This window comes from Acidimicrobiia bacterium (assembly GCA_040881685.1).
GTDB lineage: Bacteria > Actinomycetota > Acidimicrobiia > IMCC26256 > PALSA-555 > SHVJ01.
Genome location: JBBECS010000019.1, coordinates 1 through 12,301 on the forward strand (window position 1 = coordinate 1; position 12,301 = coordinate 12,301).

A 12,301-nucleotide genomic window follows, 5' to 3' on the forward strand; every position below is an offset into this window, starting at 1 on the left:
CCCAATTGCCATCCTTGACCCCGAACGGGTGTTCGGGTACGGTCTTGCACACGTGGAATTCCACGGGTGTGACTCACCCTCCTAGGGTTGCGAGGGTGAGGGTGGGGTGACTGTCACACCCCCGTCGTACAACTGCATCTCGCTTCCCCCAGCCGAACCAGAGTCCCAGGGAGGACCCAGTGGAACGTCAAGAGGCACTCGACATGGCGCTCGGCCAGATCGAGAAGCAGTACGGCAAGGGCGCGATCATGAAGCTCGGTGAGCAGGGCCACGTCGGTGTCGCCGCCATCTCCACCGGCGCCCTGGCGCTCGATCTCGCTCTTGGCATCGGGGGCCTGCCCCGGGGCCGGGTCGTCGAGATCTACGGACCGGAGTCGTCGGGCAAGTCCACCCTCGCCATGCACGTGGTGGCCGAGGCCCAGCGCAACGGTGGGTTGTGCGCCTACGTCGACGCGGAGCACGCGATGGACCCGGTGTACGCGGCGGCCATCGGCGTCAACGTCGACGAGCTCTATATCTCCCAGCCCGACACGGGGGAGCAGGCGCTCGAGATCACCGACATGCTGATCCGCTCCGGTGCACTCGACGTGATCGTCATCGACTCGGTCGCGGCGCTCACGCCGCGGGCGGAGATCGAGGGCGAGATGGGCGACACGCACGTCGGCCTCCAGGCCCGGCTCATGAGCCAGGCGCTGCGCAAGCTCACCGCCAACCTCAACAAGTCCCGCACGATCTGCATCTTCATCAACCAGCTGCGGGAGAAGATCGGCGTGATGTTCGGGTCACCTGAGACCACTCCCGGTGGGCGCGCGCTGAAGTTCTACTCGTCGGTGCGCCTCGACATCCGCCGCGTGGAGACGATCAAGGACGGTGCCGAGATGATCGGCAACCGCACCCGGGTCAAGGTGGCGAAGAACAAGGTCGCGCCGCCGTTCAAGCTGGCCGAGTTCGACATCATGTACGGCAAGGGCATCAGCCGCGAAGGCTCGCTGCTCGATGTCGCCGTCGACCTCGACATCGTCAAGAAGTCCGGCGCCTGGTTCACCTACGAAGGCGAGCAGCTCGGTCAGGGTCGCGAGAACGCGAAGCAGTTCCTGGCCGAGAACGTCGACATGGTCTTCGAGATCATGGAGAAGATCAAGGTCGCGGCCGGCCTCAACGACGCCGACGACGTCCCGATCGACCTCACCGTCGCCGACGGTGCGATCGAGGTGCTCGACGCCGCGTTGCCGGAGCCCGAGGCCGAGCCGGCACCGGCACCGGCACCATCCAAGGCCAAGGCGAACGGCCGGTCATCGGCCAAGTCCAAGGCCGACGTCGCCGAGGCCGAGCTCTAAGTCCTTTCTCCCAACAACCAGCCCAGCCCACGAGTGGTGGTGGGGTCAACGCCCCGCCATCACTCGCGTCCGGACTCCTTCCCCACCCGAGCAAGTGACGCTCTGGTTGCAATACGGCACCCCAGCGTCACTTGTTCGGACGGAGACGGATTCGGGGGCGAGGTCAGGTGACGCCGCGGATGATGGCAGCGGTGCCGGCGATCGCGGAGAGGGCGAGCATCGCGGGGCGGAGCCAACCGCCGTCCACGTGCACATGGAGGTGCCGGCTCGCCCAGAGCCCGACCACCATGAACGGCACGAGCGCCAGGGCGAACAGCACCTGGTCTCCGGTGATTTCGCCCGCGGCGACATAGCCGACGATCGACAGCGAGGCGCTGGTCAGGAAGAACGCGCCGAGTGTCGACCGCGCGATCGGACCGGCGCGGTGCTGGAAGAGCAGCGCGACGGGTGGCCCGCCGACTGCGCTGGCCGTGCCGAAGAGGTTGGAGGTGAAGCCGGCGATCAATGCGGTAGCCCGATTTGTCGGCACCGGGGGCGACGCAACGCTGAGAAGCACTCCGGTGAGGCAAGTCGTGCCGACGATGATGGCGAGTGCGTTGGCATCGGCGACACCCACGATGATGAGCCCGAGACCGGTGCCCGGCAATGCGCCCGCGAGCAGCCACGGGAGCGCGACCCGGTCGAGCGCATGGTGCTCCCGACGCAACGTCGTGACTGCGATCGGCAACGCGACGAGCACCAGCGTCGCGGGGAGCGCCTCCGGCACCACGATCGCCACGAACGGTGCCGAGATCATGTTCAGACCCACGCCGAGCGAACCTTGGACCACCGATCCAATGAGCACCGCGGCCGCGGCGACGGAGTACTCGAGGACGCTGACGTTCACGCCGGGAGCCTACGAGCAGCCCACCCGTAGACTGATGGGAATGACCCGTCGCTTCTACGTGCGCACCTTCGGGTGTCAGATGAACGAGCACGACTCCGAGCGAATCGCCGGGTTGCTGGCGGCGCAGGGGATGGAGTCGACGGCTGACGTCGAGGACGCCGACGTCGTGGTGCTCAACACCTGCTGCATCCGCGAGAACGCCGACAACAAGCTCTACGGGAACCTCGGGCGGCTCAAGGAGCTCAAGGCCCGGCGGCCGGGGCTCCAGATCGCGGTCGGTGGCTGCCTCGCGCAGAAGGACCGCGAGGTTGTGCTCGAGCGCGCGAGCCATGTGGACGTCGTGTTCGGTACCCACAACCTCGGCCGAGCCGCCGAGCTGCTGGAGCGAGCACGACACGAAGGACCCATCGTCGAGATCGTCGAGGAGCACGAGGCGGATCCATCGGCATTGCCTGCACGGCGGGAGTCGGCGCACTCGGCGTGGGTGACGATTCAGATCGGGTGCGACAACTCGTGCACCTTCTGCATCGTGCCGATCGTGCGCGGCCCGGAGATCAGCCGCCGACTCGGTGATGTCGTGCGCGAGGTCACCGAGCTCGCCGCCGACGGCGTGAGCGAGACCACGCTGCTCGGCCAGAACGTCAACTCGTACGGACGCGACCTCGGTGCGGGCCAGTATCGCCCGCGCTTTGCGGATCTGCTCCGAGAGGTGTCGGCCGTCGAAGGGATCCGGAGGGTTCGCTTCACGTCACCGCACCCAAAGGATCTCCGCCCCGAGACCATGGCCGCGATGGCCGAGAGCGACGCGGTGTGTGAGCACCTCCACCTGCCCCTCCAATCGGGGAGTGATCGCACGCTGGCGCGCATGCACCGCGGCTACACGGCGGAGCGCTACCTCACCCGTCTTCACGCGGCTCGCGCCGCCATCGATGACCTGGCGGTTACGACCGATCTCATCGTTGGCTTCCCGGGAGAGACCGACGATGACTTCGAGCGCACGCTCGACGTGGTGGACGCGGCGGCGTACGACGCGGCGTACACGTTTGTGTTCTCACCGCGGCCGGGCACGCCTGCCGCCGACATGGCCGATGACTTCGTGCCGCCGGAGGTCACCCGTGACCGCATGGCGCGCCTGACCGAAGCCGTCGAGCGGCACGCCCTCGTGCACCACGAGGCCCGCGTTGGACGCACCGAAGAGGTGCTGGTGGAAGGGTTGTCCAAGACGGATCCGACGCGACGTTCGGGGCGTACGCGTCAAGGAAAGCTCGTGCACTTCGCTGCAACCACGGAGATGGCTCCGGCGGGGGCGTATGTGGACGTGCGGATCGTCCGAGCCGCGCCGCACTGGTTGGCCGGCGAGCTGCTGTCCACGACCGACACGGCACGACCGACCCGGGTGCGCATTCCCGTCGCGGCGGGCTGAGGAGACGTTGACGACGCATCTGGCGCTCGTCGGGCCAACCGCGTCGGGAAAGTCGGACCTCGCGTTCCACGCCGCGCTCACGTTGGGCGACGTGGAGATCGTGTCGATGGACTCGATGCAGGTGTACCGCGACCTGGACATCGGGACCGCCAAGCCGACGGTCGCGGCCCGACACGCAGTGCCGCATCATCTCGTGGACGTCGTCGAGCCCGACGAAGAGTGGTCGGTGGTCCGGTTCCAGACCGAAGCGCGGGCGGCGGTGGCCGACATCGAAGCGCGCGGACGGCGTGCCCTGCTCATCGGTGGGACCGGCCTGTACGTGCAAGCCGTGATTGACGACCTCCGGTTCCCCGGGGAGAGCCCCGACCTGCGCAGCGAGCTCGAAGGGTGGACCGCGGAGCCCGGTGGGGTGTCCGCGGCGTACGCCGAGCTGGAGGCGGCCGATCCGGTCGCGGCGGCGCGCATCGATCCGCAGAACGCGCGGCGCATCGTGCGGGCGCTCGAGGTGTTCCGCCTCACCGGCGAACCGTTCTCGTCGTTCGGGCCGGGCGTGGGCGTGTTCGGCCCCACGGCGTTCGAAGTCAGCATGGCAGGAGTGTGGCTCCCGCGTGCGACGCTGGCGCGCCGCATCGACCAGCGGATGGATGCGATGCGCACCGCCGGACTCGTCGAGGAGGTCACTGCGCTCCAAGGACGGTTGTCTCGGACGGCTCGCCAGGCGATCGGCTACAAGGAGCTGCTCGACGCCATCGAGCACGGTGAAGACCTGGACGAGGCGTTCGCACTGGTGACTCGCCGAACACGATCGTTCGCTCGTCGTCAGCGGATGTGGTTCCGCCGCGACCCGCGAATCACGTGGCTCGGTGCGGCCGACAATCCGTGCGCGCTGTCGCCCTCCCTCCTGGCATTGTGGGGAGCATGACGTTGCGCGTCAGTAAGCTCCACGGCACCGGGAACGACTTCCTGGTGACCGTCGCACTCGACGGCGGGCCCGCGCCCGACGAGGCGGTCGCGCGCGCGCTCTGCGACCGCCATCGCGGCGTTGGCGCCAACGGCTTGATCACGCTGCTTCCCGGGAGCGACGGCGCCGACTGCACCATGGAGCTGCGCAACGCCGACGGCGGCATCGCCGAGATGAGCGGGAACGGCATCCGCTGCCTCGCGTGGGTGGCCAAACGCGAAGGGCTCGGGAGCGCCGGACGACTCGTCGTCGACACCGGAGGGGGCCGTCGCGACGTCACGTTCGGCGACGCCGGGGGCGGCGTCGAGACCGCGACGGTCGACATGGGCCCCGTCACCTTCGAGCCGGCGGAGATCCCCCTCGATGCGCCGAGCGCGTTCGACCTCGAGGCCGAGTTCCACGGGGTCACGTACCGGGGTGACGCCGCTGGCATCGGGAACCCGCACCTCGTGCTGCTCGTCGACGACGTGGAGAGCGCACGGGTCACTCAGCACGGACCCCGGCTCGAGACCGACGCGCGGTTCCCGCAGCGCACCAACGTCGAGTTCCTCCAGGTGCTCGACCGCGACCGGCTCCGCATGCGGGTGTGGGAGCGGGGCGTCGGCGAGACGCTGTCGTGTGGCACCGGCGTCTGCGCGGCCGCGGCGGTGGCCCATCGGCGAGCACTCGTCGGCGACTCGGTGGTCATGGAGGTGCCCGGCGGCCGGCACACGGTGACCATCGGCGAGACCGTCGTGCTCGGCGGTGAGGTCCAGCATGTGTTCGACGTGGACGTGGATGTGGACGCGCTCACGGGGAGGTCGACGTGAGCGCGCGCGGCGGGCGGGACCGGCGTCGGCTCACCGCGACCGAGGTCGACCTCGAAGTCGTCCACCAGCGCGCCCTCTTGGTCGGCACCGGCTTCGGCGCACGATCGGTAGTCGCGGCCGAGATGTCGCTCTCCGAGCTCGGGTTGCTGGCCGACACCGCGGGAGCGGTGCCGGTCGAGGCCATCCTCCAGCGGCGCGACCGACCGGACCCCGCCACCTATGTCGGGCGCGGCAAGGCGGAGGAGCTGAGGGAGGTCGCCGAGGCGCTCGACGTGGACGTCGTGGTGTTCGACGACGAGCTGTCGCCCGCGCAGCAGCGCAATCTCGAACAGCTGCTCGGGCGCGACGTCGTGGACCGGGTCGCGTTGATCCTCGACATCTTCGCCCAGCACGCCACGAGCCAGGAAGGAATGGTGCAGGTCGAGCTGGCCCAGTTGCGGTACCGGCTGCCGCGTCTGCGCGGCCGGGGCATCGAGCTGAGCCAGCAAGCCGGTGGGATCGGCACGAGGGGACCCGGCGAGACGCAGCTCGAGGTCGACCGCCGGCGGCTCCAACGTCGCATGACGAAGCTCGAGCAGGACTTGAAGCGCCTCGCCAAGACGCGCAGCACCCAGCGCAAGGCACGCCGCCGGCGCGGTCTGCGGCGGATCGCGGTCGTGGGTTACACGAACGCGGGCAAGTCGACGCTCCTGAACCGGCTCGCCCACTCCGACGTGCTCGTGGAAGACCGCCTCTTCTCGACGCTCGATCCCACCACCCGCCGGCTCGAACTCCCGGGCGGTGAGCGGGTGCTGTGCTCGGACACGGTCGGGTTCGTGCGTCGCCTCCCGCATCAGCTCGTCGAGGCGTTCCGTTCCACGCTGGAGGAAGTCACCGAAGCCGACCTCCTCGTGCACCTCGTCGACGCGACCGCGCCCGACGCCGAGGTACAGATCGAGGCGGTGCGTGACGTGCTCCGCGAGATCGGCGCGGGTGACCTCCCCGAGCTGCTCGTGGTGAACAAGACCGACGCCGTCGACGCTTCGCGCGTGCGGGAGATCTCGCCCGCCCCGAACACCGTGGCGGTCTCGGCTCGCACCGGCGAAGGCATTGACACGCTGCTCGGCGCGATCGGTGACCAGCTCCGGGCACTGGCGGCGGTGACGGAGCTGGAGGTCCCGTACGACCGCGGCGACGTGCTGGCGGCGCTGCACCGAGACGGCGAGGTGCTGATCGAGGTGCACGGCGACCGCAGCACGCGAGTGCAGGCGCGTCTCGGCGACGCGGAGCGCTCGCGGTTCGGTGAGTTCGTGACAGGCTGACCGGATGGTGCACGCCTTCACCGGCGGGCGCGTCCTCACGATGGCACCTGGACCGGAGCCAGAGGCGGTCGTCGTCGACGGCGGCCGCATCGTCTCGATCGGTGAGCGCGACCTCCTCGCGCAGCACCCCGATGCCGAAGTCCACGACCTGGCCGGGCGCACGCTCCTGCCCGGCTTCATCGACTCACACAACCACCTCTCCATTGCGGCGCTCCACCCGCAGTGGCGCGACGTCTCGACGGTCGCCTCCATGGACGAGCTGCTGGATGCGGTGCGGGTGCAAGCGGCAGCCGAGCCCGAAGCCGAGTGGGTCCGGGTGTGCGGGTGGAACGAGATCACCACGGGTGTGGCGCCGACCTGTACCGACCTCGACGCCCTCGGGCTCGACCGCCCGGTCGTGGTCGCGCACTTCTCGCTGCACCAAGCGGTCGTGTGCAGCCGGGGCCTCGCCGAGCTCGCCATTGGCCGCACCACGCCCGATCCGACGGGCGGCGAGATCGCGCGGGGCGCCGATGGCGAGGCCACAGGTCTCCTCGTCGAACGAGCGTGGAGCCAGGCCCACGCACGATCGCTGGCCGGCTTCACCGACTTCGACCGGTGGGGCGACCATGTGCTGGCCCGCATCCCCAGCCTCTTGCGGCACGGCATCACCGCCATCCACGACGCGGCCTGCTCGCCCGAGGGCGAGGACCTCTATCGGTGGCTGGCCCGGGAGCAGGATGTCCCGTTGTCGGTCGTCGCCATGCCCCACTCCGCGGCGGTCCTCACGAACGACGTGGGTGCCCGCCTCGATGGCCCGGGTACCGGGGAGGGCGACGAGGCGGTGCGCGTCGGCGGCGTCAAGTTCTTTGCCGACGGTGGCATCGCCATCGCCCTCGACGTGACCTTGCACGGTCAACCTCTCCGATTCGGCATCACGATGGACGACCTCGAGGAGCGACTGGTCGAGGCAGTGCGGCGCGGGTTTCGGGTCGGCGTGCATGCGATGGGCAACGTCGGCGTGCAGCGGGCGATCGACGCCTTCGCCGCGGCGCGACGGGCGATGCCCGACGAGGATCACCGCTTCCGCCTCGAGCACGTCGGGATCGCATCAAAGGAGCAATGCCAGGCGCTCGCCGCGCTCGGCGCGGTCGCGGTCGTGCAGCCGGGGTTCGTGGACCACGTCGGCGACTCGTCGGGCGGAGTCCGGTTCGACAAGCACGCATGGCTGCCGTTCGCGACGCTCGCGGAGGCGGGCGTGCCGCTCGCGGCATCGTCGGACGACCCGTGCGCGCCCTTCCCGCCGTTGTGGTGCTCGGCGCGCGGCGCGACCCGAACGACGATCGCGGGCAACGTGTTCGAGCCCGACCAAGCCGTCGACTTCGAGGCGTGGCTGCGCGCGTATACGGCGGGCAGTGCGTACGCGGGCGGGCAAGAGCACGAGCGCGGTGCGATCACGCCCGGGCTGCGGGCTGATCTCGTCGTGCTGGAGGGCCGGCTCGATCCGCACGACCCGCCGCGCGTCGCCGAGACCTGGGTGGCCGGGAAGCCTGTCTACATCGCAGACGACCCCGGGTAGCGTGGCGCGCATGGCGACGCGGGCACCGACGGGCTTCGTGCCGCCGCCGTACCCGCACGACCGGCTCGACGACCTGCGCGTCGCCGCCGACGCTGTGCCCGGCGGGATGGTCGACTGCTCGATCGGCACCCCCGTCGACCCGATGCCGGAGGTCGCGCTCCGCGCGCTCACCGAGGCCGCGCCCGACGCAACGGGCTACCCCTTCACGATCGGCTCGCTCGCGTATCGGCAGGCCGCCGCGGGCTGGGTGCAGCGGCGCTTCGGGGCGACGGTCGGCGCCGATATGGTCATGGCTTGCATCGGCACCAAGGAGCTGGTGGCCGGCCTTCCGCGCTTGCTGTCGCTGCGTGACCCGTCGCGCGACACGGTGCTCTACCCGGGGGTGTCGTATCCGACGTACGCCATGGGCGCGGAGCTGGCCGGGCTGCGCGCGGTGCCCGTGCCCGTCGACGAGGGCTGGCGCCCCGACTTGAGCGCGGTCGACCCCGACGACGCCGACCGGGCGCTGTTGCTGTGGCTCAACGACCCGGCCAACCCGACCGGTGTCACAGCCACGCCCGGGGAGATGCAGTCGTCCGTCGCCTGGGCCGACGACCGCGGGGTCATCGTCGCGAGCGACGAGTGCTACGCCGAGTTCACGTACGATGAGTCGGGCGCACCCGCGGCACCGGTCACCGCGCTGCACGCCACGACCGACGGTGTGCTCGCCCTGCATTCGTTGTCGAAGCGCTCGAACATGGCCGGCTTGCGCGCGGGCTTCGTCGCCGGCGATGCCGCGCTCGTCGCGTACCTCGGGGAGGTGCGCAAGCACGCCGGGTTCATGGTCCCTGCGCCGGTGCAGGCGGCGGCCGCCGCGGCGCTCGCCGATGACGAGCATGTCGAAGCGCAACGGGCGCGCTACGCGGCCCGCCGGTCGCGGCTCCTGCCCGCGCTCGAGGCTTGGGGGCTGGTGCACGACGGTGGGACGTCGGCGTTCTACCTCTGGCTGCGAGCGGTGAACGGTGACGAGGACGGTTGGTCCATCGCCGCTCGCCTCGCACAGACCGGCGCGCTGGTTGCACCCGGTGACCTCTACGGGCCGCCAGGGGCGCGCCACGTGCGGCTCGCGTTGAGCATCACCGACGAGCAGATCGACTTGACCGTGCAGCGACTCGAGGGGAGCTCGTGAGCGACCTGGCGCAGACCATCACCAAGCTCTGGGAGGGCCGGGAGGATCTCGCGTCGGTCATGCCCGAGGCGGACGCGCGCGCCGCCGTGCACGAGGCGATCGAGCAGCTCGACACCGGTGCGGTTCGTGTCGCCGAGATCGTCGACGGGAACGTGGTGGTGCACGAATGGCTGAAGCAGGCGATCCTGCTGCTGTTTCGGCTGTCGAAGATGGAGACCATCGAGCTCGGCCCGTTCGAGTACGCCGACAAGATCCCACTCAAGCATCACTATGAGGCCGCCAAGGTTCGAGCAGTGCCCGGATCGTCGGCGCGCTGGGGCTCGTACCTCGGTCCGGGTGTGGTGCTCATGCCGAGCTACGTCAACATCGGGGCGCACGTCGGCGCAGAGACGATGGTGGACACCTGGGCCACGGTGGGGTCGTGTGCGCAGATCGGGGAGCGCGTGCACCTCTCAGGTGGTGTCGGCATCGGTGGAGTGCTCGAGCCTGCGCAGGCCGCGCCCGTCGTCATCGAGGACGACGTGCTGATCGGGAGTCGCAGCATGGTGACGCAAGGGGCGCGCGTGGGGAGGGGCAGCGTGCTTGGTGAAGGCGTGATCCTCAACCCAGGGATCCCGGTGATCGACGCGCAGACCGGCGAGGAGGTCGGGCGCGGGGTGGTGCCACCGTGGTGCATCGTCGTGCAGGCGATGCGGCCGAAGTCGTTCCCGGGCGGCGAGTTCTACTTGCCGTGCGCGTTGATCATGCGGCGCCTCGAAGAAGGCGAGCGCTCGGACACGGCCCGCCTCAACGAGATCTTGCGCGACCACGGCATCGGCAGCTGACCCGGGCCGGGCACCACACGGTCGAACCAGCCGTGCGCCCAGCGGCGCAGCTGACCTCGGCGCCGGGGCCGGCGGCGTGGGCGGGGGCTTCCGCCCGCTCGGAGCTCGGACTGACGCTGCTCGACGAAGGCTTGGGCGATGGAGAGGGGCATTGGGCTCATGCATCGAGTGTGCGGGATCCGCCCGATGCCGGCGAGTGGCAGGAATGCCATGTGACGCATGAATCCTGCCATTGGCAGGATTCATCATCTCCGTTAGGATCCTGCCATGACCCGTCGCCCCCGCGCTGACCACCCGAAGCGACACGTCGTGGCCGCGATCGTGCCGTCCGAGCCGAGCCTCCTCGAGCTGGCTGCCGCGGTGGAGGTGTTCGGCATCGATCACCCGCACTTCGCCGACCCCTGGTACGAGCTGCGGGTGTGCGGGCTCCCCAAGGCGAGGCAGGGTGACAACCACCACGGCTTGCGGGTCATCGCGCCGCACACGCTGAAGGACGCAGCCGACGCCGACACCCTCATCGCCATGCCGTGGGCTGGCGAGTGGGGCGGGAAGGGCGAGAAGACCACGCCGCCGGAAGAGGTGCTCGAGCTCTTCCGGGCGGCCTACGCACGCGGTGCGCGCCTGCTCTCGTTCTGCACCGGCGCCTTCGTGCTGGCCGATGCCGGTGTGCTGCGCGACCGGCGGGTGACCACGCATTGGGGGGCCGCCGACGAGCTGGCTGCGCGGTACCCCGACACCGTGGTTGACCCGTGCGTGCTCTACGTGGACGGCGGACAGGTCCTCACGAGCGCTGGCGCCGCGGCGAGCTTCGACCTGGCGCTGCACGTCGTGCGCCTGGATCATGGCGCTGACGTCGCGAACGTCGTCGCACGCGGGCTCGTGGTGCCCCCGCACCGCGACGGCGGCCAAGCCCAGTACGTGGGGGCGCCGGTCGCACCCGAGCCGGGCCCGGACCCGTTCCGCGACACCCTTGACTGGGCGCTGGAGCACCTCGCCGAGCCGCTGTCGGTGGGCGAGCTCGCCGCCCGCAGCCTCATGAGCCCGCGCACGTTCGCCCGACACTTCCAGATGGTGATGGGCACGACGCCGCACCAGTGGCTCCTGCGCCAGCGTGTGATGACGACCCAGCAGCTGCTCGAGACGACCGATCAGTCCGTTGAATGGATCGCCGATGCCGTGGGCTTCGGGTCCGCCGCGACGCTTCGGATGCACTTCCAGCGCGCGGTGCAGACGACGCCGCTGGCCTATCGCCGGACCTTCGCTGGCGTGGAGACCGCGGCCACCGGTTGAGCGACCGCGGTTCGCCTCAGAGCCGGCGAAGGAGCGAGACGACCTTGCCGTAGATGGTGACGTCGGTCGGCTCGAAGACCATCTCTTTCATCTTCTTGTTGGCCGGGTGGAGCACGACCTTGCCCCGGTGGCGCTGGAGCGTCTTGACCGTCGCCTCTTCACCGGGGATCCCGGCCACCACGACCTCGCCGGGTTCGGCGCTCGGCTGCTGGCGCACGACGACGTAATCGCCGTCGAGGATGCCGGCGTCGATCATCGACTCGCCCCGGACCCGCAGCATGAAGAGCTGGCCGGCACCGGTGAAGTCTTCCGGCATCGGGACCGACTCCTCGCAGCTCTCGACCGCGAGCACGCCGGTGCCGGCGGCGACCTCGCCGACCAGCGGGATGTGGCGCACCGGACGGCGCTCCACCTGGGCACCCGAGCCCCCCTCGAAGTGGAGCTCGAGGGCGCGGGGCTTGGTGGGGTCGCGGGTGAGGTAGCCCTTGTCCTGGAGGGCGGCGAGGTGGGCGTGGACCGTGGAGCTCGACGACAGGCCGACGGCCTCGCCGATCTCCCGCACGCTCGGGGGGTAGCCCCGGCGACGCACCTCGGCGTCGATGAAGTCGAGGACCTGACGCTGGCGTTCTGTGAGCTCCGTCATGGGGTCGACGGTACCACGATCACCTGTTCGGGGCAAACACCTGTTCGTGATCGGGCTTGACATTCGAACAGACGTTCTGCTTGGATGCGAACAGGCGTTCG

The 12,301-nt window shown here is 70.0% G+C and carries 11 protein-coding genes; 9 read left to right on the forward strand and 2 right to left on the reverse strand.

The window, feature by feature from the left end; genetic code table 11:
- Nucleotides 1–179 precede the first annotated feature (179 nt).
- Entirely contained in the window at nt 180–1,337 is a 1,158-nt protein-coding gene (recA, locus tag WEE69_05455; GenBank protein ID MEX1144732.1) for a recombinase RecA, read from the forward strand.
- A gap of 163 nt (nt 1,338–1,500) precedes the next feature.
- Here recA and WEE69_05460 read toward each other — a convergent pair whose 3' ends face one another.
- Entirely contained in the window at nt 1,501–2,223 is a 723-nt protein-coding gene (locus tag WEE69_05460) for a sulfite exporter TauE/SafE family protein (GenBank protein MEX1144733.1), read from the reverse strand.
- A 40-nt stretch (nt 2,224–2,263) separates the two neighbouring features.
- On the opposite strand from WEE69_05460, the gene miaB reads away from it, so the two are divergent.
- The 8 genes from miaB (at nt 2,264) to WEE69_05500 (ending at nt 11,557) form a co-directional block, all read left to right on the forward strand.
- Nucleotides 2,264–3,646 carry a tRNA (N6-isopentenyl adenosine(37)-C2)-methylthiotransferase MiaB gene (gene miaB / locus WEE69_05465; GenBank protein MEX1144734.1) on the forward strand — a complete coding sequence of 461 codons (1,383 nt, stop codon included), beginning with the start codon at nt 2,264–2,266 and terminating at the stop codon, nt 3,644–3,646.
- A gap of 7 nt (nt 3,647–3,653) precedes the next feature.
- Entirely contained in the window at nt 3,654–4,568 is a 915-nt protein-coding gene (miaA, locus tag WEE69_05470) for a tRNA (adenosine(37)-N6)-dimethylallyltransferase MiaA (protein ID MEX1144735.1), read from the forward strand.
- Nucleotides 4,565–5,416, forward strand: coding sequence for a diaminopimelate epimerase (gene dapF / locus WEE69_05475; GenBank protein MEX1144736.1), 852 nt, complete (start codon nt 4,565–4,567; stop codon nt 5,414–5,416). The genes miaA and dapF overlap by 4 nt, the downstream gene beginning before the upstream one ends.
- A complete protein-coding gene (gene hflX / locus WEE69_05480; protein ID MEX1144737.1) occupies nt 5,413–6,717 on the forward strand; it encodes a GTPase HflX in 1,305 nt (434 codons plus the stop codon). Before dapF ends, hflX begins: the two co-directional genes overlap by 4 nt.
- 4 nt (nt 6,718–6,721) lie before the next feature.
- Nucleotides 6,722–8,275, forward strand: coding sequence for an amidohydrolase (locus WEE69_05485; protein MEX1144738.1), 1,554 nt, complete (start codon nt 6,722–6,724; stop codon nt 8,273–8,275).
- Nucleotides 8,276–8,285: 10 nt separating this feature from the next.
- Nucleotides 8,286–9,443: a succinyldiaminopimelate transaminase gene (gene dapC / locus WEE69_05490; protein MEX1144739.1), complete on the forward strand. Its 1,158-nt coding sequence runs from the start codon at nt 8,286–8,288 to the stop codon at nt 9,441–9,443.
- Nucleotides 9,440–10,267, forward strand: coding sequence for a 2,3,4,5-tetrahydropyridine-2,6-dicarboxylate N-succinyltransferase (locus tag WEE69_05495; GenBank protein ID MEX1144740.1), 828 nt, complete (start codon nt 9,440–9,442; stop codon nt 10,265–10,267). Before dapC ends, WEE69_05495 begins: the two co-directional genes overlap by 4 nt.
- A 267-nt stretch (nt 10,268–10,534) precedes the next feature.
- Nucleotides 10,535–11,557 carry a helix-turn-helix domain-containing protein gene (locus WEE69_05500; GenBank protein ID MEX1144741.1) on the forward strand — a complete coding sequence of 341 codons (1,023 nt, stop codon included), beginning with the start codon at nt 10,535–10,537 and terminating at the stop codon, nt 11,555–11,557.
- Nucleotides 11,558–11,573: 16 nt separating this feature from the next.
- On the opposite strand, the gene lexA is transcribed toward WEE69_05500, so the two are convergent.
- Nucleotides 11,574–12,200, reverse strand: coding sequence for a transcriptional repressor LexA (lexA, locus tag WEE69_05505; protein ID MEX1144742.1), 627 nt, complete (start codon nt 12,198–12,200; stop codon nt 11,574–11,576).
- Between the last annotated feature and the right edge of the window lie 101 nt (nt 12,201–12,301).